This is a genomic window from Acinetobacter sp. CE-15, from assembly GCF_051059255.1.
Taxonomy (GTDB): Bacteria; Pseudomonadota; Gammaproteobacteria; order Pseudomonadales; family Moraxellaceae; genus Acinetobacter; species Acinetobacter guillouiae.
The window spans coordinates 3,715,421-3,737,805 of the sequence record NZ_CP192737.1 but is presented as its reverse complement, the minus strand read 5'-3'; the positions used below and the strand labels follow the sequence as shown (position 1 = coordinate 3,737,805).

General features: G+C 37.7%; 20 protein-coding genes. 11 read left to right on the top strand and 9 right to left on the bottom strand.

Translation table 11 applies throughout. The annotated features are described in order from the left end of the window. Nucleotides 1–142: 142 nt before the first annotated feature. Nucleotides 143–1,471, bottom strand: coding sequence for a hemolysin family protein (locus ACQ7EO_RS17180; RefSeq protein WP_434278141.1), 1,329 nt, complete (start codon nt 1,469–1,471; stop codon nt 143–145). A gap of 129 nt (nt 1,472–1,600) precedes the next feature. Further along, entirely contained in the window at nt 1,601–2,590 is a 990-nt protein-coding gene (locus ACQ7EO_RS17175; RefSeq protein ID WP_004722769.1) for a LysR family transcriptional regulator, read from the bottom strand. Nucleotides 2,591–3,214: 624 nt separating this feature from the next. On the opposite strand from ACQ7EO_RS17175, the gene ACQ7EO_RS17170 reads away from it, so the two are divergent. Next, the gene (locus tag ACQ7EO_RS17170) at nt 3,215–4,819 is read left to right on the top strand and encodes an isocitrate lyase (protein WP_004722767.1); all 1,605 of its coding nucleotides are present in this window, start codon (nt 3,215–3,217) and stop codon (nt 4,817–4,819) included. 356 nt (nt 4,820–5,175) lie between these two features. Here the strand turns inward: ACQ7EO_RS17170 and ACQ7EO_RS17165 are convergent, their stop codons facing one another. The 6 genes from ACQ7EO_RS17165 to ACQ7EO_RS17140 all read right to left on the bottom strand — a co-directional run bounded on the left by ACQ7EO_RS17165 (nt 5,176) and on the right by ACQ7EO_RS17140 (nt 9,706). After that, the gene (locus tag ACQ7EO_RS17165) at nt 5,176–5,463 is read right to left on the bottom strand and encodes a PA4642 family protein (RefSeq protein ID WP_151956520.1); all 288 of its coding nucleotides are present in this window, start codon (nt 5,461–5,463) and stop codon (nt 5,176–5,178) included. Between the two features lie 222 nt (nt 5,464–5,685). Continuing rightward, on the bottom strand, nt 5,686–5,958 hold the full coding sequence (gene minE, locus ACQ7EO_RS17160; RefSeq protein ID WP_004722763.1) for a cell division topological specificity factor MinE: 273 nt from the start codon (nt 5,956–5,958) through the stop codon (nt 5,686–5,688). Nucleotides 5,959–5,960: 2 nt separating this feature from the next. Next, a complete protein-coding gene (gene minD / locus ACQ7EO_RS17155) occupies nt 5,961–6,773 on the bottom strand; it encodes a septum site-determining protein MinD (RefSeq protein WP_004722761.1) in 813 nt (270 codons plus the stop codon). Between the two features lie 66 nt (nt 6,774–6,839). Continuing rightward, the gene (gene minC, locus ACQ7EO_RS17150; RefSeq protein ID WP_434278138.1) at nt 6,840–7,559 is read right to left on the bottom strand and encodes a septum site-determining protein MinC; all 720 of its coding nucleotides are present in this window, start codon (nt 7,557–7,559) and stop codon (nt 6,840–6,842) included. Nucleotides 7,560–7,699: 140 nt separating this feature from the next. Beyond that, nucleotides 7,700–8,752: a preprotein translocase subunit SecA gene (locus ACQ7EO_RS17145; protein ID WP_434278136.1), complete on the bottom strand. Its 1,053-nt coding sequence runs from the start codon at nt 8,750–8,752 to the stop codon at nt 7,700–7,702. Nucleotides 8,753–8,788: 36 nt separating this feature from the next. Continuing rightward, a complete protein-coding gene (locus ACQ7EO_RS17140) occupies nt 8,789–9,706 on the bottom strand; it encodes an acyltransferase (RefSeq protein WP_434278135.1) in 918 nt (305 codons plus the stop codon). A gap of 382 nt (nt 9,707–10,088) precedes the next feature. Between ACQ7EO_RS17140 and ACQ7EO_RS17135 the strand changes: the two genes are divergently transcribed. From ACQ7EO_RS17135 to ACQ7EO_RS17090, 10 genes are all read left to right on the top strand, one after another. Then, entirely contained in the window at nt 10,089–10,739 is a 651-nt protein-coding gene (locus ACQ7EO_RS17135; protein ID WP_004722751.1) for an OmpA family protein, read from the top strand. Between the two features lie 451 nt (nt 10,740–11,190). Further along, nucleotides 11,191–13,230 carry a UvrD-helicase domain-containing protein gene (locus ACQ7EO_RS17130; protein ID WP_434278133.1) on the top strand — a complete coding sequence of 680 codons (2,040 nt, stop codon included), beginning with the start codon at nt 11,191–11,193 and terminating at the stop codon, nt 13,228–13,230. Nucleotides 13,231–13,332: 102 nt separating this feature from the next. Beyond that, complete coding sequence (gene dut, locus ACQ7EO_RS17125; RefSeq protein WP_434278131.1) at nt 13,333–13,785, top strand: dUTP diphosphatase; 453 nt, start codon at nt 13,333–13,335, stop codon at nt 13,783–13,785. Between the two features lie 230 nt (nt 13,786–14,015). Further along, on the top strand, nt 14,016–15,455 hold the full coding sequence (locus ACQ7EO_RS17120) for a phosphomannomutase/phosphoglucomutase (RefSeq protein ID WP_434278130.1): 1,440 nt from the start codon (nt 14,016–14,018) through the stop codon (nt 15,453–15,455). A 58-nt stretch (nt 15,456–15,513) separates the two neighbouring features. Continuing rightward, nucleotides 15,514–16,419, top strand: a complete 906-nt coding sequence (argB, locus tag ACQ7EO_RS17115; protein ID WP_004722746.1) for an acetylglutamate kinase — start codon at nt 15,514–15,516, stop codon at nt 16,417–16,419. 444 nt (nt 16,420–16,863) lie between these two features. Beyond that, entirely contained in the window at nt 16,864–17,649 is a 786-nt protein-coding gene (locus tag ACQ7EO_RS17110) for a GNAT family N-acetyltransferase (protein WP_434278129.1), read from the top strand. Nucleotides 17,650–17,834: 185 nt separating this feature from the next. Next, nucleotides 17,835–18,683 carry a class II glutamine amidotransferase gene (locus ACQ7EO_RS17105; protein ID WP_016539214.1) on the top strand — a complete coding sequence of 283 codons (849 nt, stop codon included), beginning with the start codon at nt 17,835–17,837 and terminating at the stop codon, nt 18,681–18,683. Between the two features lie 1,067 nt (nt 18,684–19,750). Further along, complete coding sequence (locus ACQ7EO_RS17100; RefSeq protein ID WP_004819397.1) at nt 19,751–20,206, top strand: bacteriohemerythrin; 456 nt, start codon at nt 19,751–19,753, stop codon at nt 20,204–20,206. 203 nt (nt 20,207–20,409) lie between these two features. Further along, entirely contained in the window at nt 20,410–21,492 is a 1,083-nt protein-coding gene (locus ACQ7EO_RS17095; protein ID WP_434278127.1) for a hypothetical protein, read from the top strand. 17 nt (nt 21,493–21,509) lie between these two features. After that, nucleotides 21,510–21,830 carry an RnfH family protein gene (locus ACQ7EO_RS17090; protein ID WP_004722741.1) on the top strand — a complete coding sequence of 107 codons (321 nt, stop codon included), beginning with the start codon at nt 21,510–21,512 and terminating at the stop codon, nt 21,828–21,830. Between the two features lie 84 nt (nt 21,831–21,914). Here the strand turns inward: ACQ7EO_RS17090 and ACQ7EO_RS17085 are convergent, their stop codons facing one another. After that, nucleotides 21,915–22,313, bottom strand: coding sequence for an outer membrane protein assembly factor BamE (locus tag ACQ7EO_RS17085; RefSeq protein ID WP_004722739.1), 399 nt, complete (start codon nt 22,311–22,313; stop codon nt 21,915–21,917). Between the last annotated feature and the right edge of the window lie 72 nt (nt 22,314–22,385).

Below are 22,385 nucleotides of genomic sequence, written 5' to 3'. Positions count from 1 at the left end.
TAATTTTCATATTTTTAAAATTTATAAATCAAAAGCCCATAATCTAATCAAAGACGCTCTGGGACCTTTAATATTGAAGCACTGCTTTGCATAAAAAAAGCTTAGCAAGGTAATTGCTAAGCTTTAAATACGCTAAAGAAACTTACTGTGAAGAATCGTCTGAGCTTGATGGTTCAGCTTTTTCAAGTAACCGTGTAACAAGTAGCTGGTCAATTTTAAAATGATCTACATCGACCACTTCAAATTTATAACCACCAAAAATCACCGTGTCAGCTGGTTTGGGAATTTTTCTTAACTGATACATCATAAAGCCTGCCAGTGTTTCATAGTTTTCTTCATCTGGCATTTCATCAATGGCTAAGGCATGCTTCATGTCTTCAATTGGGGTACTCCCATCGATCAACCATGAGTTGTTATCCCGTTTAATGATTTGTAGCTCTTCATCCATTGGTGTAACCCAGTCGCCCATCACAGTGATCATGATATCTGACAGGGTAATAACACCAACCACAAGTGCATATTCATTAAATACCACCGCAAATTTTTCTTTGCTTGAGCGGAAGCGGTCAAGAAGTTCAGAAAGGGTCAATGAGTCAGGAATGGTTAATACTGTACGAATAGTTGATTCGTGCAGCTGATTAATTTTTTGATTATTGAGAATCCGTACCAAAATATCTTTGGCATCTACATAGCCAATCACTTGGTCAATGGTTTCGTTACAAACCAGGAACTTAGAATAAGGGTATTCAGCCAGTTTTTGGCGGATACTTTCTTCTGGTTCTTTTAACGTAAAAAACACCACATTTTCACGTGGGGTCATACTAGATGGAACATTACGTTCTTCAAGTTCAAATACATTTTCAATAAAGTGATGTTCTTGCTTTTGTAAAACACCTGCCTGAGCACCTGCATCCATCACCGCTGAAATATCATCAAAGGTAATGTTGTCTTCACGTGTTGTATTGACTTTAAACAAGCGGAACAACAAATTAGCCACCGCATTGATAAACCAAGCTAAAGGTTTACAAACCACGATAAAGATCTGGATGGGATTAATGACTGAAACCGCAATTTTTTCCGGTGCAATCATTGCCATACGTTTTGGCATTAAATCGGCAAAAAGAATAAACAGTGAAGTGACTAAAGTAAATGAGAGGACAAAGCTAATGGTTTCCGTCCAATTTCCGACATAGAAACGCGAGACAAATTCAAGAAAATAAGGGCGAAAGGCACCTTCACCTAAAATACCGCCAAGAATAGCAACAGCATTTAAACCGATTTGGGATGCGGCAAAGAAATCGGCAGAGTTTTGCTGTAAGTCGAGGACTTTTTGTGCTCGCTCATCGCCAGATTCGGCAAGAATTTTCAGTTTAACTTTACGCGCACCTGCAAGGGCGATTTCAGTTAAAGATAAAAAACCAGCTCCTGCGATGAGGACAGCGATGATTAGGATATTCTGGAACAGGCTCACGAATCCACCTATGGATCATCATTATTATGAGATATTTTTAACACATAAAAGGGGGGTGGTAGTGAGTAACACACTACCGATCTGGAATTAGTATAAGCTTGAAATGATAAGAATTTAAGAAAATTCCTATTAATATTGAGAAAAATGCGAATTATTTTGCATAAATTCACGATTTTCTTCTTCAATCATTTGACGTGCAACATAAAGAATCAATTGGCGTAACCAACGATGTGCAGGATGATGATGAAGTAACGGGCACCATGCCATTTTTAATTCAAATTCAGGAATATAAAAAGGCGGATCTTTAATGAGTAAATTTTGGCTTTTGGCTTGTAAACGGGCGATACGGGTTGGTAATGTTGCAATCAAATCGACATTTGAAGCCAACAATGCTGGCATTTGATAATGACGGGTAAAGACTGAAATTTTACGCTTTTGACCAATTCGCTCTAAAGCTTGATCAATCCAACCTAATCCTGCTTGTTTCTCAGGATTCACACCAAAACCGACCCCCATACCTGTTTTTGATACCCAGATATGTTGCGCATCTAAATAACTTTTAAGATTTAAATTACTCGAAGCGGGATGTTTGTTGTTGAGTAGGCAAGAGAAACTGTCACGCCATACTAAAACTTGGTGAAAGCTTTGTGGGATTTCATTAAAACGGTTAATGGCTAAATCAACTTTACCTTGTTCCATGTCACGATATGACACGTCACTTGGTGTTAAAAAGTCGAGTACAACATTCGGTGCTTCTGAGCGCAAGGCTTTGACTAGACGAGGAACAAGTGTCGCTTCGGCATAATCAGAGGTCATAATACGGAATACACGGTTTGAAGTATAAGGTCGGAACTCAGTACGAGGTTCCAAAATCATCGATAAATCAGACAGTGCGTCACGGATGCGGGGTTGTAATTCTAAAGCACGTTCTGTTGGTGTCATACCTTCAGAAGAACGAATTAAAAGAGGGTCATTAAATAAATTACGAAGACGACGTAAAATATTACTCATTGCGGGTTGGGTAACACCAAGCTGTTCAGCAGCACGAGTCACATTTTTTTCACGTAAAAGAACGTCAAGGTAAATTAAGAGGTTGAGATCGACCCGCTCCAGATTCATAAAAAAAATACCGAAAATAAAATTTAGAAATCACAGGGGATTATGCCATAAGGAAATGCTTTTGTGTAAAAAGTAGATAAAAAAACAGCAGGCGATTTATTGTTGTAGAAGGATCAAGATTTATTGTCTTGGTTTTAAATTGAGATGCATGCTTGAATAAATCCTAATCTCCTCATTATACATCAAGACCAGCAGATTTTTGAGCAACAGCATTGTTTCTCAATGGATGAATTCGGCGATTATACTTGTGTGATTATTGATCATTCAGGGTATTTTTATATCAAAAAAATCCAGTTCTGGTTTTTTTGTTACAAGCTCAGACTTAAGTCTAATAGCGATAAAATCAGTAAATTGTCTGCTATTTAAGCAAAAAATAGATGATTGGGTTTTATATAAGGCTTTATAAATTAAGTATTTAGAGATTTTTTATATAATTATAATACGACTTTGATCTACATATTTTTTAAATAAATACTGAAAATTAACTCAGAATATTGGATTAATTTGAGGAGTCAATCTAAGCTAAGACCATAACAACGAAGTGTTCTAAATCTGTACAAACAAATACCGAGTGGATTTAGCTCTTCGATTGATGAAATCCTAATATTATTACAGGAACATATCATGACTACATACCAAACAGCGATTGATGCAATCCGTGAATTAAAAGCAAAATTCGGAAGCACATGGCGCGATATTAGCCCAGAAGATGCTGCGCGTATGCAAATGCAAAACCAATTCAAAACTGGTTTAGATATCGCTAAATATACAGCTGCGATCATGCGTCGTGATATGGCTGAATATGATGCTGACTCTAGCAAATACACTCAATCTTTAGGTTGCTGGCATGGTTTCATTGCACAACAAAAAATGATTGCAAACAAAAAATATTTCGGTACTACAAGCAAACGTTATATCTACCTTTCTGGTTGGATGGTTGCTGCACTTCGTTCAGAATTCGGTCCACTTCCTGACCAATCTATGCACGAAAAAACTTCTGTACCTGCTTTAATCGCTGAAATCTATACATTCTTACGTCAAGCTGATGCGAAAGAACTTAACGATTTATTCCGTGCACTTAAAAAAGCAAACGAAGCTGGTGATACTGCTAAAGCTGCTGAAATCACTGCACAAATCGACGGTTTCCAAACTCACGTTGTGCCAATTATTGCGGACATCGATGCTGGTTTCGGTAACGAAGAAGCGACTTATTTACTTGCACGTAAGATGATCGAAGCTGGTGCTTGTGCACTACAAATCGAAAACCAAGTATCTGATGCTAAACAATGTGGTCACCAAGCTGGTAAAGTAACAGTTCCACATGAAGACTTTATCTCTAAAATCCATGCATTACGTTATGCATTCTTAGAAATGGGTCTTGATGACGGTATCATCGTTGCGCGTACTGACTCTGAAGGCGCTGACTTGACTCAAAAAATCCCAGTGGTTAAAGAGCCAGGTGATATTGCTTCTCAATATATCAGCTACTTAGACACAACTGAAATTGATATTGCTGATGCTCAAGAAGATGAAATCTTGATTAAACGTGATGGTAAATTACACCGTCCTAAGCGTTTAGCTTCTGGCTTATATCAGTTCCGTGAAGGTACTCAAATTGACCGTGTTGTACTTGACTGTGTGTCTAGCTTACAAAACGGTGCAGATCTTCTTTGGATCGAAACTGCGACTCCAAACGTTGAAGAAATTGCACACATGGTTAACCGTGTACGTGAAACAGTTCCAAATGCGAAGCTTGTTTATAACAACAGCCCATCATTCAACTGGACTTTAAACTTCCGTCAACAAGCTTACGATCGTTGGGTTGCTGAAGGTAAAGACGTTTCTGCTTATGACCGTGCTAAATTAATGAGCGCTGAGTACGATGCTTCTGAATTGGCTGCTGATGCTGACTCGAAAATCCGTACATTCCAAGCAGATGCTTCTCGTGAAGCTGGTGTATTCCATCACTTGATTACACTTCCGACTTACCATACTGCTGCGCTTTCTACTCATGAGCTTGCACAAGGTTACTTCGGTACTGAAGGTATGTTGGCTTATGTTGCTGGCGTACAACGTAAAGAAATCCGTGGTGGTATCGCTTGTGTTAAACACCAAGCAATGGCGGGTTCTGACATCGGTGATGATCACAAAGAAATCTTCTCTGGTGACAATGCACTTAAAGCGCATGACGATGCTAAAAACACAATGAACCAATTCGCTGCTCACTAAGCACTGACTTGATTCGAAGAACCCAGCGTAAGCTGGGTTTTTTTATGGCAGCTGATAAGTTAACTGTAGGATTTAGTTTACACAGCATATTGTTGTTTGAATTAAATCGAGATTGGATGATGTTAAAACATCGTTAAAGACTGAATCAAATAGCGGATTTTAGCAAAGTTTATTCATGTTGATGTGTATAAGTATTTAAATCATTGTATTCAATAGTGATGACTCTACGTTAGAGAGCCTTGAGATATACATTGAGAAAAGAGGGTTATATAAAATAAAAATGCCCAATGAAATTCATCAGACATTTACTGATTAACAATATTGAGTTGTATCGTGTTATCCGCGTATTTTAGTCGTTAAGCAAACTTTGCCAATACTTCTAAGAAACCTTCTTTTTGACGCGGGTATTCAGCAATCACGTCATGAATACGCTGACCTTCAGGATTGGTTGCATTGATGTCGCGGCCATCAGCAACAAACTTGGTCAACAAACGCTCATAGTCAAATGGGCGCATATGTTTAAATGCATGATAAAGTACATGAAAATCTGTATTGGTACCTTCAGGAGGAAGTTGATCTAAGTAGGCAAATACACGCTCGTCTGACCATTCTTCATTGAACGTTGCTGGCTGTGAAAGTGCCATAACAGCATCTCCTCAAAATAAAATAATTCTAAATCAAATGATTGATTTGCAGCATTATATAAACCTTATTGAGCTTTTGTTTAATAAGGATAAATACAATATTTAGCTGAAAAAAATCTAAAATAAAAAGGGCAAAATATATTGCATGAGTAAAAGCAATGCTTTTTGACTCTGCCCTATATTTTGCCCTGAATCAATTCACTTGACTAATCAATAATGAAATTATCGTTCTTCAGGTAAATTGATATTCATTTCCAACATTTCAATGTTGGCTTCAGAACGAACTTGCATTTGAATATGCTGTTCATCCACACCACGGACATAACGATTAACCACTTGCATGATTTCTTTCTTCATTTGGTCAATCTTGTCTTGGCTTAAACGTTTGCCCAAACCGTTTTCAGAAGCAACAATAACTTTTAAGCGATCTTTAGCAGTTTGGGCGCTAGATGGTTTGTCATCATTGCTAAAAAGTTTACTCCAAAATCCTGCCATTTCTACGCTCCAAATAACCGTGCTAACCAACCCTTAGGTTTCACTGTAATATGTCGATAAGGACGTTCCTCACCCAAGAAACGCGCAACTAAATCATCATATGCTTGCCCAGCAGATGCTTCTTGGTAAAGAATGACGGGTTTACCTTCATTCGATGCCTGAAGTACGCTAGGGCACTCTGGAATGACGCCTAAAGTTGGTACACGCAAGATATCTTTTGAGATATCATCAATGGTCAACATTTCTTGTTTATCGGCACGTTCAGGGTTAAAACGCGTAATACATAAATGCTTACGAACACGCCCTTCGTTGTTTTCTACTTTTTTCGTCTTGCTGTCGAGCATACCAATAATACGGTCTGAATCTCGAACAGAAGAGATTTCTGGGTTTGTTACAATAATTGCTTCATCTGCATGATACATGGCTAAAATCGCGCCACGCTCAATCCCCGCAGGTGAGTCACAAATAATATAATCGAACTCTTGCGAAAGCTCATCGATTACACGAGCAACACCATCATCGCTCAACGCATCTTTATCACGGGTTTGTGATGCAGGTAAAATATATAGATTTTCAATATCTTTATCACGAATCAATGCTTGTTGTAAGCGTGCTTCGTTATTGATGACATTAACAAAATCATACACCACGCGGCGTTCACAGCCCATGATCAAATCTAAATTACGCAAACCCACATCGAAATCAATCACAACAGTTTTATGACCACGTAGGGCTAATCCTGTTGCAAAAGATGCACTCGTCGTAGTTTTACCTACGCCACCTTTGCCTGATGTAACGACAACAATTTTGGCCACCGAATCCACTCCTGTTATGGTCATTTTACCCGATTAAACGAGTTTTATATGGTGTTAATTTATACCTTAAAATTGCAAAGCTTCAAACACTAGCTCTTGCTGGTCATTCAAGTAAATATGTACAGCCTTTTTAATGACATCTTGAGGAATGTCATCTGCCACACAATATGTTCCTGCAATAGAAACCAATTCGGCTTCTAGTGAATGACAAAAAATTCTTGCAATGGTGTTACCACCTGCACCTGCAATGACTCTACCACGAACACTGCCATAGATATGTATATTTCCTGAAGCAATCACTTCCGAACCACTGTTAATACCAGCATTCAGTATGATGTCCCCATGATCTTGAACCAGACATTGTCCAGTTCTTAAAATTTCATCATGATATGAGGTTACATGACTCAATGTTTTAGGCGCATCTATGCTTGCATTTGGTGTTGCTACAGCGGGTGCTTTTACTGGTGTTTCAACCACTTGTTCTTTCGTCGGTTTAATCCGTTGCAATGGACGATCGGCAGGCAAGACTGGGAATTGAATTGCACGTGCTTGATCACCCAATAAACCATCAATCACAGCCATAGGCTGTAAATCTAGACTGATAATGAGTTGAATCAGGGCAATAAGCTCTTGTTCAACTGTGGTATCAATAATGACCAAAGCCCCTTGATAAGAGGTTTCACTCATCATTGAAGTTAATTGCTGGCGGATGGCATCATGATCATTAGTATCGAAGGTTAATCGGGTAAAATTAACCATTCTGCCTGTAATCCGTATATCAGCCATAATTATTCCTTAAAAGGCGTGTGACCTAAATTTTTCTATCTAAGCGTCAAAAATTGTGAAATAGGGCAAATGCTAGAACATATTGAATGATTTCTCTAGCAAAGATACAAATATTTTCAATGAATTGCTTATTCTTTGAATCACTCATCTTTTACTTGATCATTTTTTTCTAATTCAAGCTGCCATTGTTTTACTTTCACTTGTTTCCTTAACGATTCTAAACTTTCATAGACTACAGATTCAACTAGTTCTTCAAGCTTCTGATTTTCAATATTTAACTGGCTTAATTTGGTTGAAATTAGTTGATAGGTCGCGTTTGGATTGTGTAAATTACCTTCAGTGAAAGGTTCCACCAATCCTTGGGTAATATTCTCACCTAACTGTTGCCCAATATTTTGAATCTGATTTTCAATCATACTGCCTGCAATTGGGATCATGCGCAATAATTGAGTCAATTGCGGAGTATCTTCAATGGCTTGACGTACAATCTGTCCAACATTATGGCTAATCACATGACTTTGTGCTTTTAATTCAGCGGCTAAAGACTCTTGTAAGACTTCCGCTAAGGTTTGTGCAAAACGCTCTCTATGATGGTCAATCAAATCATGAATGATTTTCTTATGACTGGAACTCGTATCTAATTCATGTTTGATTCCGTCAATGACTGTAATGACCACACGGTCAGACAATTCTTCCATCACCACCCGATAATAAAACAGCACACGTTTTAGAATGTTGTCGGGAATGACCTTATAACCTAACTCATGAAAATGGTAAGCAATAATACCGACCCGAATTAAACGTAAAAAACGTAAATAAGGAATAATCGCTAAAATTTCATACCAATGAATAAATGGAAAGAAAAACCAACGCGCATGGTGTTTGTTGATGATTGCGATGAGCCAGCGAATGCCCAATTCAACAATCAAAAAGGTAATAAACCAGCTTTCGGTTTTAATCACCCATGGGTGCAGATCTGTTTTGTAATACTGTAAAACTTGCGGTAAATGAATTTCATTGAAAAGCCAGTCACCAAAATTACTCATTAAAAAAGCATTGGCACATAAACAGAATAAGTTAAAGATGATAATAAACATCATGAAGATGTCATAACCAAAAGCGATCCACCATCCTCGTGACATATCGTTTTTCGTTTCTGTACTATTTTCGAGTGGTGGAACTTGCTCTGTCATATCCATCCTATTCTGTGGTTTTTCTTCAATTGAAAGTTAGTGGTTATATTTTTGTTTTATGGTGCTAATCAGTTGATCTTTTTCAGTCCATAAATCATCAACCCAGTTTTGAAAGCGTTCGCGATATTCTGCATCATCTTCATAATTGCCGCCCAGTACCCATTCAGGAATCTCAATTTTACGCATATTGACTGCAATTCGAGGGACTTCGCCTAACCAAAACTCGCCATAACCGGGTGCACCATCTGGATACACAATGGTCATATCCACCAGTGCGTCAATCTTATCACCTAAGATACTTAAAGCGAGTGCGAGTCCACCAGCCTTAGGTTTAAGTAAATTGGTAAAAGGTGATTGTTGTTGAGCATGTTTTTCTGGGGTAAAGCGTGTTCCTTCAAGATAGTTGAGTAGCGTAAAAGGCTGGCTTAATAACTGCTCACAGGCTTTACGTGCTTCTTCCATATCACGTGTTTTGAGTTCAGGATTTTTTGCAATCTGCTCTTTTGTATGGCGTTTCATCATTGGAAAGCCCAGAATTTTAAAGGCTTGCCCGACAAACGGTATAAAGATCAGTTCCCATTTGGTGAAAAAGCGGGTGAGTGGCATGCGTGTTAGACCAAAATATTGGTTTACGGTGGTATCGACCCAACTTTGATGATTACAGGTCATTAAATAACGACCTTGCATATTTAAATTCAAGTTTTCATCAACGGTAATGTCCCATTGTGTTTCTGGAAGAATATGATCAATCAACCAATTATTGACGCTTAACCAACTATTGGTGATGTTGATATTGGTTTCATCCACCTTTTTTGACTTTTTAAATAATTTGGTCAAACCTAAAGCTAAAACAGGCGGGCCGTGAAAAAAAGTACTACCAGTAATCACTGAGCCAACGGTTAAACCTTTCGTAATTTTTTTTAAAATAGGTTGCTTCTGCTGTTGAGATGACATAGAACAGTCCTAATGATTTATTGTGAGTGCCAGTTCAAGCGACTAGGATATTTTTTACTATCACGTTGCGGCCTTGAAAAATCATGTTAGTCTTGATTTAGCATAACTAGATTTCGGATTTGCTGCCTCGTATTCGCTCAAAAATATACATCGTTGTAAACATAGACGAATTGTCCACAGACTCTAAATATAGTCGTTACAATGCAATTAAAAAAGACACATTTAATGACTATGTATAAATTATGATGATCACTTTTGTAAATTTCATTGTAAATATTACAAAATGTAAAAAAATACGTGATTGTTAACAAAACGCCTATAGTGGTGCTTTGTTTTTTATACCAAAATTAAGCTAACAAAAAACACAACTTGGAGGCATGCAATGCGTGCACTATTAATTACAACACTTACAGCAGGGGCTTTAGTACTTTCTGGCTGTCAAACAACTGGTAATAACATCGGTGGTATGGAGTACGACAAATCTGCTATTGGTGGTTTGATCGGTGCAGCAGCGGGCTATGGTTTGTCTCGTGGTAATGCAAACTCATCTGCACAAAACAATCGTGCAGCAGCAATTGGTGCGCTTTTAGGTGCGGGTACTGGTCTTTATTTAGACAATAAAGAAAAGAAATTACGCCAACAAATGCAGGGTACTGGTGTAGAAGTTAACCGTAATCCAGATGGTTCTGTTGCTTTAATTATGCCTGGTAGCATCACGTTTGATACCAACAAATCAACAATTAAGCCGAACTTCTACGGTACTTTAAATAAAGTTGCTCAAACTTTAATGGAAGATAACAAGAGTGTAATTCTTGTTACGGGTTATACAGATAATACAGGTAATGATTCAATCAATATTCCATTGTCTCAAAACCGCGCGTATTCAGTTGCAAACTACCTTAAAGGTAAAGGTGTAGCGAGCCGTATTGATACTCAAGGTTATGGCTCACAAAACCCAATCGCAGATAACTCAACTGCTGCGGGTCGTGAACAGAACCGTCGTGTTGAAATTAGCATTTATGCAGCAAACTAATATCCGACAAACTAAGAAATCGTAACAACAGTAACGTATTTTTTAGTTGAAGGCATTGAGTTGAAAGCATTGAAAAGGAGTCATGGTTCGCTATGATTCCTTTTTTTATGTTCCAAATTTTTATTTAAACCGCATCAACCAGTTCAAGGTTGCGATTCAGATTTTTTATCATTAAAACCAGCGTTGATGCTATAAAGGTCTTTCTTCTTGCTGCTATTTGCTAGCCGTTATGATGGCTTTTGGTTATGCTTTCGCCACTTGATCACCAGTCAACTGAATAACAACAACTCATAACAAAATAGAGTATTGAAATAAGAAGGTTTGAAACTAAAGCAGAATTTAACTGAAATTATTTTTATCTGGTTTTTATATTGGAAAAATTCAAATTAAGCATTTTGCAACTCTACTTTAGATGACTATAATCGAGCTCGAAGTTTTTAGAGGATGAACAATGTCGAAAGCAAGTCAACTGAATGACAAGCAACTTGAAGCCATGAAATATACTCAAGGACCCTTGTTAGTACTTGCAGGGGCGGGTTCAGGTAAAACCTCAGTAATTACAAGAAAAATTGCGTATTTGGTCCAGCAGTGTGGGATTCCTGCGCATCGAATTACCGCAATGACCTTTACCAATAAAGCTGCACGTGAAATGAAAGAACGTGTCGGTAAGCTATTGGGCAAAGAAGAGGGCAAAGGGCTTTCGGTTTCAACCTTCCATACCTTTGGTTTAAATTTATTAAGAATTGAGCTGAAAAATACCCCACTTAAAAATAATTTCTCAATCCTTGATGCCGATGACTGTAAGCGTATTCTTATGGACTTGATGCATCGTGATAATTTATCGGGTGCTGAAAGCAAAGACTTGATTGCTAAAGCCATGAAAAAGATTTCAGATTGGAAAAATGATTTGATTGTGCCTGAGCAAGCACATACGACTTGTGAAACACCAGAAGATGTGCAGTTTGCCCACTTGTATCAATTATATGAGCGAAATTTACGGGCTTATAATGCTGTAGATTTTGATGATCTGATCGTAATGCCAACACGTCTCTTACAAGACAATGCAGAAGTTCGTGATCGTTGGCAAAACCGGGTTCGCTATCTACTTGTGGATGAGTATCAAGATACCAATACCGCGCAATATATTTTGGTAAAATTATTGGTCGGTGTGATGGGGCAGTTCACCGCTGTAGGCGATGATGACCAATCCATTTATGCGTGGCGTGGTGCAAAGCCTGAAAATATGGCATTGCTCAAAGAAGATTTTCGTAATTTAAAAGTGATTAAGCTGGAGCAAAACTACCGCTCTACCAGTCGTATTTTAAAAGCCGCGAACCATGTCATTGAAAATAACCCACATATCTTCGATAAAAAGTTGTGGAGTGATAAAGGTCATGGTGAAGTCATTCGAATCATTACCTGTCGTAATGATGATGATGAATCTGAACGTGTAGTAAAAGATCTACTTACGCATAAATTGATGAATGGCAAAAACTGGAAAGATTATGCGGTGTTGTATCGCGGAAATTTCCAAGCACGTGTATTGGAAACTCAGCTACGTCAAATGCAGATTCCATACAAGCTCTCTGGTGGTCAATCTTTCTTTGGTCGTGCAGAAATTAAAGATGTGATGAGCTACTTGCGTATCATCATCAACCCTGAAGATGACAGTGCTTTCCTTCGTATTATCAATACGCCTAAACGTGCAATTGGCCCTGTAACACTTGAAAAGTTAGGTCTTTTTGCCCAAGAAAATCATTTATCACTGTTGGCTGCAGCAAGTGATCAACGCTTAACTATGGTAATGCCGAAAAAGGCTACTACACAACTGGCTGAGTTTGCTGGCTTTATCAATGATTTCACTCGTGAATTGTTAGATGACGATGAACCTGTTCCTAAAATTCGTCAAATGATGAATGATGCAGGCTATATCGATTATTTACGTGAAACTGCGGCAACGCCTGCACAAGAAAAAACCAAGATTGATAATGTGGAGATGCTCTATACCAGTATTCAAAGCTTAATCAATCGTGCTGAAGATGTAGATGAAAAGAACATTGAAAGTGTGATTCGTAAAATGGTGTTGCTGGATATGCTTGAGCAACAGCAGGAAGATGAAGACACCGATAAAGTTAACCTGCTGACACTACATGCATCTAAAGGTCTGGAATTTCCATTTGTTTATATTATGGGCTTAGAAGAAGAGCTTCTGCCACATAAGAACTCCATTGCCGCTGAAACGATCGAAGAAGAACGCCGTTTAATGTATGTGGGTATTACCCGTGCACAACAAGGCTTAACCTTAACTTTGGCTGAGCAGCGTAAAAATGGTGGGCAAATGAAACAAATGACCCCAAGCCGCTTCTTAGATGAATTACCTCAAGATGAGTTGGATTGGTTAGGGCGTAAGAAAAAATTAGCTGAAAATGTTGATCCTAAACAACAGGCACAGCAATATTTACAAAACTTAAAAGCGTTATTAAAACGTTAATTTTTTTAAATCAGTTCTTTTATTTTTCTTTCGATTTGCTTTTAAACAGATCGAAAGACATAGAAGAACCTTTAACAGCTTTATTTAATCAAGGATTTCAATATGAAAGTTCAAGTAAAAGTACTTGATCAACGTTTAGGTCAAGAATGGCCAATGCCAACATATGCAACAACAGGTTCAGCGGGTTTGGACTTACGTGCATGTGTAGAAGAAGCGATTCAAATTGAACCTGGTCAAACTGTGTTGGTTAAAACAGGTATGGCCATTTATATTGAAGATACTAATTTTGCTGGTCTAGTTTTACCACGTTCGGGCTTGGGCCATAAGCATGGGATCGTATTGGGCAACTTGGTTGGCTTAATTGATTCAGATTATCAAGGCGAATTGATGGTTTCTGTTTGGAATCGTGGTCAAACCACCTTTACTTTAGAACCAGGTGAGCGTTTAGCACAGTATGTTTTGGTGCCTGTAGTTCAAGCGCAATTAGATATTGTAAGTGAATTTGAAGCGACTGAACGTGGTGCTGGTGGTTTTGGTCACACTGGGAAGAACTAAGTTTTTCTCATCATTTTTAAAGCCTGATTTATCAGGCTTTTTTAATGTTATATTGAATTGTAACAAAAAGTATGTATAACGCTGTATATAAAATTGAATATATTATCAAGAGTTTTTTAGTATATTGCATTTGACCCGATATAAATATTCTCATATAAATGAATTGCTTGCTTATCATTAGAGCGATAAAGCTGACGAAATAAAGGGTTAAGCAAATAGAAGTTTTGCTTATGAAAAAGATGAATGATTTTCCTTTTCAGATTTTCCGCGCTTATGATATTCGTGGAAAAGTTGAAATGATGCCACCTGAATTGATTCAGGCAATCGCATATGCTTTAGTTGATCAACTGATTGAAAAGGGTCAATCAAAAATTACCTTGGGATACGATGCTCGATTAAGCAGTCCTGCGTATGCTCAAATTATCAAACAGGTATTTCAAAATAAAGACATTGAAGTCACTGAAATAGGTTGTTGTGCTACCCCACAATTGTACTTTGCCGCAAGAAATACGCAGGGCAATGGCATCATGGTCACAGCCAGTCATAATCCAAAAACTGACAATGGTATTAAATGGATCATGCAGTTTGAGCCACCGTCTCCTGAAATGATTCAAAATATAGGCATTCAAGCAAAAAATTATCTGCAAAGTCAGCAGTTGTCATGGATTGATGTAGAATCTGTGATTCCAACCGCGACTCATCAAATTAAATCTGAATTTTGTCTGTCCTATCAGTCTGCGTTATTAAAAGATATTCAGTTAACCCGACCACTCAAAGTCGTGATTGATGGCTTAAATGGTTCAGCAGGCTATTGTGCCAATCTTGTTTTAAAAAAATTGGGTTGTGAGGTGATTGCATTACGCTGTAATGCTGATGGAAACTTCCCCGACCATGCACCGGATCCTTCACAAGCCACACATTTAGAATTATTACGACAAAATGTAGTTAATCATCAGGCAGACATTGGTATTGCTTTAGATGGTGATGGCGATCGTGTGGTTCTATTGGATGAAAATGCCCATATTATTTCAGCGGATCGGCTTTTAGCATTGTTTGCCCAAATGTGTTTAAAAGATCACCCACAGCATGAAATTGTATTTGATGTGAAATGCTCATCTATGGTACGTCAAGTGGTTGAACGTTTGGGCGGTCAAGCCAAGATGATTCGGACTGGCAGTAGTTTTTTACGCAAATACATGTCGCAATCAAAAGGCCAAGCTGTCTTTGGTGGTGAGTACGCAGGTCATTATGTATTTAATGATGGACGTGGACTTGGTTATGACGATGGTCTATATGCGGCTTTACGTGTGATGGAATACTTATGTTGTTTTCCTCAAGCAACATTGTCTGAAATCTTAGCCTGTTATCCTGATCGTTTTTATACTGAAGATACTTATATCAGTACCCATCGAACTGATCCGAAAATTGTTTTGAATGAGATCGAACAGCTCAGTCAACAATTTGGTGCTGAGCTGAGTAAAATTGATGGTGTTCGCCTTGATTTTGAGCATGGTTTTGGCATTATTCGGGCATCAAATACAGGTGAATATTTTACCGTACGTTTTGATGCAGATTGTCCAAATTGTTTAAATGAAATTCGTCAGACATTTGCGTCTATGCTCAGTGATCGTTATCCTATGATCGCCCAAGATATTCTACAGGCACACTGATTTCTTGCATCATCCATATTCATCAGTCTAATTCCTACAGCTCACTAAGGAGAGGCGAATGCCACATCAGCATACTGGCATCGACAAAGCGCAAATATTGACAGAGGCTTTGCCATATATTCAACGATTTTCAGGTAAAACACTCGTTGTAAAATATGGTGGCAATGCAATGACTGATCCAGAGTTGGAAAGCTCATTTGCTCGCGATATCGTTTTACTCAAAACTGTAGGTTTAAATCCGATTGTCGTACATGGTGGTGGTCCACAAGTAGATTCATTGCTTAAACAGTTGGGACGTGAGTCTGATCGTATTGATGGAATGCGGGTAACGGATCCTGCAACCATGGAAGTGGTTGAGATGGTTTTAGGCGGCAGCGTTAATAAATCTATCGTTAATCTGATTAATCAGCATGGTGGACGTGCCATTGGTTTAACGGGTAAAGACGGTAATTTATTGCGTGCTCAAAAGCTCTTGATGGAAAAGACACTTGCTGATGGTACAGTCACGCAAATTGACTTAGGTCTAGTTGGGGAAGTGACTGGGGTTAAAACTGACGTTTTAGAAATGTTTACTCAAAGTGATTTTATTCCAGTGATTGCGCCTTTAGGTGTAGATGAAGACGGTCAAACTTATAATATCAATGCAGACTTAGTCGCAGGTAAAGTGGCAGAAGCTTTGGGCGCGGAAAAATTGATTCTATTGACCAATATATCAGGTGTTTTAGATGAAAATAAAAACCTCCTGACGGGTCTTAGTACTCAAGAAGTCGATCGTCTCATTGAAACTGGGGTGATTTACGGGGGCATGATTCCTAAAGTGGGTTGTGCCTTAGATGCGGTTAAAGGTGGGGTTGTGAGTGCGCACATTGTAGATGGGCGGGTACCTCATGCAACACTCTTAGAAATCTTTACCGATCATGGTGTAGGAACCTTAATTACCAACCGTGCCAAGCCTCAGAAATAATATTTAGGGTCTGTTGATATTTCATAAATGGCTTGCGTTGTAGGTTAAAATTAAGCAGGCAAGGCATGAAACGAAGAGAATAGCGAGACTATTTTCGAGTTTCATAACGAAGGCTGAGATAATTTTAGCCACAACCCTTCGGGACTAGCGTGTTTTTTGCCGCTACGTCGTTACGAACTACTCATTTAGAATGACTAAATCTCATACTCCGCGCCTAGTATCGCCTAAAAAACACACGTAGTCGCAAACGTAGACGAATTGTCAACAGACCCAAATCTATAGATTATTTTTTTTAAAATGCCAGTGTGAAAACATTGGCTTTTTTATTTTGCCGATTTTATTTCAAATTCACCATTCATAGCGTGTTTTTAAACGGTCATTTTTTCGTCATATAAGTGTCATCGGGATTGCCTAGTGTAAGTAAAAGCTCAAGGAGTCGAAAATATGTTCGCAAAATTAAATCAGTATCGTCAGAACTTCCAGAACTTAAATTTACCCTTACCAAAACCTAAAAAAGCACAATCACAATATAAATTTGAATGGGTTGAAGACCTGAAACAACTCAAAGAAGTACAAAAATTTCGTGCAGTACAATTCGCAGATCAGTTTGGCATTACATTTGAAAATGGATTAGATCAAGATTTATATGACCTGGATTGTGAGCATGCGGTATTACGTGATAAATGGAGCAATGAGATTGTTGCCTATACACGCCTGAAGTTGATTCAGGGGCATGAGCTTGCACGTAGTTATAGCGCACAAGAATTTGATGTTTCTCAACTTTCACATCTATCTAATATTGTGGAAATAGGCCGTACTTGTGTACATCCGCGTTATCGTAATGGACGTGCATTGTCGATGTTGTGGTTAAATTTGGTTCCGACAGTACTGTGGAAAATGAAGGCAAAACACTTAATGGGATGTGTCAGTATCCGTTTGGAAGACAATAAGGCACGTGCTTACTATACACATCAGCATTTGAAGAAAATGACTGTCAAACAGTCAATTGATATAAAGGCAAATCTCGCTTTTGAACCAAGTCATCCAGAGTATAGCTTTCCACAAGATGAACGAATTCCAAAGTTGTTTGATGTCTATTTGAAAATGAATGCGCGTTTATCGAAACAGGCATATCACGATGAAGCATTTAATTGTTTAGATTATTTTGTCTTTTTAGATGTCAATGAAATTGCCAAAAATTTTGTTTTAAACAAAATGGTTAATCGCTGAGTGTCCGAAAAATAAGGGGACTTAGAGTTTGATCCGCGAATAAGTACCCAATTATTCTGCTGATCTATGTTAAGTCATTGGTCTAATATGCATCTGTTTGCAGTTATTTTCAGTTATTGAGATTTGCAAGCAGATGCGTAGTCATGCACAATATTCTTATAAATAAAATGCTGTATGAATACACTATGTGCCAATTGCTTGGAATGAACTGCGCTGCTCCCACTGATATTACTTTCTCGTTTCGTGGGTTTTCTCAACGTGCAGGAATAACCTCTGATCATTCTGATGGGTTTGGTATTGCCTTTTTTGAAGATAAAGCATGTCGTTTATTTGTCGACAATCAATCTGCAGTCTTGTCACCGATTGCTGAACTGGTACGTAACTATCCAATCAAATCGCGGAATGTCATTGCGCATATTCGTAAAGCAACTCAAGGTAAAATTACCTTAGAAAATTCTCATCCCTTTATTCGTGAGTTATGGGGCAGACAGTGGATTTTTGCGCACAATGGTGATTTACATAACTTTCATCCACATTTGTCGGGGCGTTTTACCCCTGTAGGCAGTACCGACAGTGAACTGGCATTTTGTTATTTGCTTGAACAACTGGTTTTAAGATTTGGTTATTTTGAACCGAGTTTAAATGATGTATTTGCCTTGCTTGAAGAAATTTCACCTAAAATTGCAGAATATGGCACTTTTAATTTTTGCCTCTCCAATGGACAAGCTTTGTTTAGTTATGCGACAACGAAGCTGCATTGGATTGTACGTGAGTATCCATTTACATATGCACGCTTAGTCGATATTGATGTTGATATTGATTTTAGTCAATTTACAACAAAAGAAGATCGTGTTGCCGTGATTACCACAGAGCCATTAACTCAAAATGAAGTTTGGACTGCATACCAGCCTGGTGAGATGATTTTATTTAAAGATGGTCAAGTGATAAAAACAGCAACAACACATGTCGAAAGACTGGCCCGTGAGGCTGCTGATCCAAGTTTGGTTAGAGTCACCAAGGCAGATCAATATTAGTTTGATCTGAATGAATTTGTATGAGGATAGGAGGTGGTGTTCTTTACTAACTCCATGTTTTTTTTAAATATAAATTATTGTAAAAATAATTCAATTTATCTAGCCCATTCAGGTTTTTATAGGTGCTTTTGCACCAACTATAGATGCAAGAATTATCTTAGATTGATAGCAATTTCCTTATCATTCGTTTGCAGGCTTTTTCACGATATCCTGTAAAAATTACTTCGGATTATTTATTGTAAATCGCATTATTCTGAATGATCAAAGTCCCATATTCAATTGTATAGGATGGTCATCTTTGAGACTTAACGGAATATTTTGATGTTGTTAAAGCAAAGAGAAGATAATGAAATAATAATGTGTAATTATATTCTATTGAAAAAAATGAGTAATAATATCGTTATAATTGTTTAAATATTAAAGATCTTTCATAAATCAAAAAATGATGATGTGGCGTGAATAATATTGGGATTGAAAGTTCTTTCTCCCTTTGGGATAAGGCTAGGATGAGGGCGCTTTTATGTCGATTTATGGTTTTAAAAAGGACTTATGAAAGAAGTCTATTATATAAAATTGCCGTGATAAAATTTATATTTTAGCTCTTTTAAAAGTGGATCATGAAATAAGTGGGATAAAAATAGCACATATAAAATAATTTTCACTTGAATAAAGAAAGTATTTAAAAATATAACAAAATCACAAAAGAATATTTTTTCTTATTTTGAAAAAATGATTGAGTAGTTTTATCACGAGTAATCGTATGGAAACGTGCAAATAAAAATATCATTTGAGGTGGTTGTTTTAAATTTTTAGATTACACACGAATAATCATTTGTTCATTCAAAATAATAAATATAGACAATCAATAAAATTATTTAAACTTAATAATTGGTTAAAAAATATCTTACTCTTTTAGTGCGGATTAAAATATTATTCAAGTATAAACAATAACTTAATTTATTTCATAGTTTTTTTAATGAATCCCGACTAATACAGTTCATTTTTATTTATAGAGATAGCCGTTAATATGGTTGCTGAAGGTCAAGACATTATTTTAAGGTGATCGTATGAAGATGAGATGGATTCCAGAATATAATACGGGTATCGATGTGATCGACGATCAACATAAACGGATTTTGGATTACATCAATGAAATTGATGAAATCGGTATGGCAACGGATCGCGCTCGTATTAAGCAAATTCTTGATAATATTATTGACTATACACAATCCCATTTCACCTTTGAAGAAAGCTTACAAGAAGAAGCGGGTTATAAATACCGTGTTCCTCATAAACGTGTACATGACTTATTTATTAAACGTATCGAAAGTTATCGTACCAGTTTTGAAGAAGGGCATTCTATAGAAAAAGAATTGCATGAGGTGTTGTCTAAATGGTTAATTAATCATATTCAACATGATGATGCAGATTATGTGGGGGCTGTAAAATTAAATATGATGGGGATCATTAAAGAAAACGAAAAGAAAAAAGGTAAAAATTGGTTTGCAAGATTTTTTTCATAATTTACAGGCATTTTATGATTGTGAAATTATGGGAATCACCAGCTCTCTAACTAAAAAAATTCAGAGGGGATAAAAAGAAATAACAAAGATTATAACAAGATCTAGCGCAGCAAATCATCGAGGGGTGATTTGCTTTTTTCTTTTAAGCTTTGATTTTCAGCATCGACAAAGGCAAAATAGCAGAACTTTTTACGAAACACCTCATGCAGGATTATTCTATGTCACGATGGTTATCGCCGCTCATGGCATTTTGTTTATCATTTATAATTATCGCAGGTTTGGCTCCAAGCCTAGGTATTCAAATTGATCGGCAAATTGATTTTTGGATATTGTGGTTAGTGTCAATGCTGGTGTTGGCATTGCCGATTACTTATTTAGAAGTTGCTTTAGCAAAGCGTTCTAAAACAACTGCACTCAATGCCTTGTCTAGCTTAACTCGTGATGCTGACGCATCTCAATCGTGGCGTATTGTGGGTTGGCTGGCTGTTATCTTTATTCCATTCTTAGCGGGTGGGATTTTATCGAATATCAGTCAAAGTGCTGTGCAGATTGCGAATTTACCGATAGAAGGTCATTTGTTATTTGCAGGTGCCGCTGTAGTGGCTTTTGCTTTGTCTTTTGCGCCTCGTCAAATTTTAGTGGGCTTGATCACGCTAGGCGTGCTGCTTTCTTTAATCCTTGCACAGGTTTTCGGTACACACTTATCCGCTTGGCATGTTACTCCTGTAGAGTTTAAAGAGTGGGGCAATGCAACGATTTTAGCCCTTGTGGCCACAGGTCTCGGTTTAGGCTTGTATTGGCAAACCAGCTTGTTGAATGTTCAACAGAATAATGAGGCATCTAAAACAGCTTTCCCGATTTGGATTGCGCAACTGGTGGCTGTGATTGCCTTTGGTTTTTTTGCGGCTTCAGCACAAATCCCTGCCTATACTTTATTATTTACTGCAGTCATTTCAGCCGCGTTATTATTACAACTAGGCAAAGAACAGTTAGCTCAACGCCAAGTCGCAATACTTATTCAATTTGTAGTGTTGTTGGTGGCATTATTCCTTTGGGCAATTCCAAACATTGCAGTGCTGTTTAATCCATTGCTGATGATTTGGGGCTTGGTCATTTGCTTGATTTATTCGATCTTTGTGGGTTGGATTATGAAAATCAGCCATCTACGTAAAGCAATCAATTTTAGTTCAGAAGCGTTTTATAATATTTGGCGTATTGCGGTACGAATTGTTTTACCTTTGAGTATTGTGTTGGCATTGGTATCCTATATTGAACAGTTAATTTAAGGGTCAAGGTGATTCTCGTGGCAAAGATTTGGGTGGCATATGCTGCCGAAAAGCAACAATTTCACATTGAGTTACAATTTTCTCAAGGCATGACGATTGCCGATGCAATTGCGCAAAGTGGATTGGCGCAACAAGTAGAATTGCCTGAAAATTTTAGTTTTGGTATTTTTGGAGTGAAAATAAAAGCGCAATCGCATTTGCTACAAGCAGGTGATCGTGTTGAAATTTATAGAGCTTTAACGATTAATCCAAAAGATATTCGTCGCAATCGCGCAAAAGCAAATCCTGTCGGACGTTACTGCCGTGGCAATCGCTATCAACAATTGTTATTTAAATAAGGCGTTATTTACAATAATCGCTTTAAACAATTGAATGCATATGAAAAACCCCTCATTGAGGGGTTTCTTTTTATCGCAAAGTGTCTATAGTGGGGGCGCATTCAATATTGCTTCTTTAGAAGCAGGTAAACCAGGTTGAGACTCAGGAATGGTTTCTAAACCTTCAATTTTGTTTACGACACCTGATTGATCAAAATAAACCTTTAAATGTTGGCCATGTGCTGCGGGAATCTTCGCTTTTTTCGCGTAAGTTCCTGGGATATAGTTGTAAATGTAATCCCATCGTCCTGGATTCAATGGATCTGAGACTGTTGGGCTACCCAACAAGAATTGTACTTGTTGGTAGGTCATACCGACTTGAATTTTTGAAGCTTGAGCTTGGGTTAACGGTGTTCCCTGAGGAATATCGACTTTGTATACTCCAAATACAGAACAACCACCAAGTAAAGAAGCGACGAATAACGTCAGCATGATTTTTTGCATTTTGCTACACTATCCCAAATTAATTATGATGCAATTGATCCAAGGATAGATCATACTGCATCTCAACTCTGT

Excerpts from the sequence above, each read along its gene's own strand:
- ACQ7EO_RS17175 (WP_004722769.1), bottom strand. The coding sequence starts at position 2,590 with ATGAATCTGGAGCGGGTCGATCTCAACCTCTTAATTTACCTTGACGTT.
- ACQ7EO_RS17170 (WP_004722767.1), top strand. The coding sequence starts at position 3,215 with ATGACTACATACCAAACAGCGATTGATGCAATCCGTGAATTAAAAGCA.
- ACQ7EO_RS17165 (WP_151956520.1), bottom strand. The coding sequence starts at position 5,463 with ATGGCACTTTCACAGCCAGCAACGTTCAATGAAGAATGGTCAGACGAG.
- minE (WP_004722763.1), bottom strand. The coding sequence starts at position 5,958 with ATGGCAGGATTTTGGAGTAAACTTTTTAGCAATGATGACAAACCATCT.
- minC (WP_434278138.1), bottom strand. The coding sequence starts at position 7,559 with ATGGCTGATATACGGATTACAGGCAGAATGGTTAATTTTACCCGATTA.
- ACQ7EO_RS17145 (WP_434278136.1), bottom strand. The coding sequence starts at position 8,752 with ATGACAGAGCAAGTTCCACCACTCGAAAATAGTACAGAAACGAAAAAC.
- ACQ7EO_RS17140 (WP_434278135.1), bottom strand. The coding sequence starts at position 9,706 with ATGTCATCTCAACAGCAGAAGCAACCTATTTTAAAAAAAATTACGAAA.
- ACQ7EO_RS17135 (WP_004722751.1), top strand. The coding sequence starts at position 10,089 with ATGCGTGCACTATTAATTACAACACTTACAGCAGGGGCTTTAGTACTT.
- ACQ7EO_RS17130 (WP_434278133.1), top strand. The coding sequence starts at position 11,191 with ATGTCGAAAGCAAGTCAACTGAATGACAAGCAACTTGAAGCCATGAAA.
- dut (WP_434278131.1), top strand. The coding sequence starts at position 13,333 with ATGAAAGTTCAAGTAAAAGTACTTGATCAACGTTTAGGTCAAGAATGG.
- ACQ7EO_RS17120 (WP_434278130.1), top strand. The coding sequence starts at position 14,016 with ATGAAAAAGATGAATGATTTTCCTTTTCAGATTTTCCGCGCTTATGAT.
- argB (WP_004722746.1), top strand. The coding sequence starts at position 15,514 with ATGCCACATCAGCATACTGGCATCGACAAAGCGCAAATATTGACAGAG.
- ACQ7EO_RS17110 (WP_434278129.1), top strand. The coding sequence starts at position 16,864 with ATGTTCGCAAAATTAAATCAGTATCGTCAGAACTTCCAGAACTTAAAT.
- ACQ7EO_RS17105 (WP_016539214.1), top strand. The coding sequence starts at position 17,835 with ATGTGCCAATTGCTTGGAATGAACTGCGCTGCTCCCACTGATATTACT.
- ACQ7EO_RS17100 (WP_004819397.1), top strand. The coding sequence starts at position 19,751 with ATGAAGATGAGATGGATTCCAGAATATAATACGGGTATCGATGTGATC.
- ACQ7EO_RS17095 (WP_434278127.1), top strand. The coding sequence starts at position 20,410 with ATGCAGGATTATTCTATGTCACGATGGTTATCGCCGCTCATGGCATTT.
- ACQ7EO_RS17085 (WP_004722739.1), bottom strand. The coding sequence starts at position 22,313 with ATGCAAAAAATCATGCTGACGTTATTCGTCGCTTCTTTACTTGGTGGT.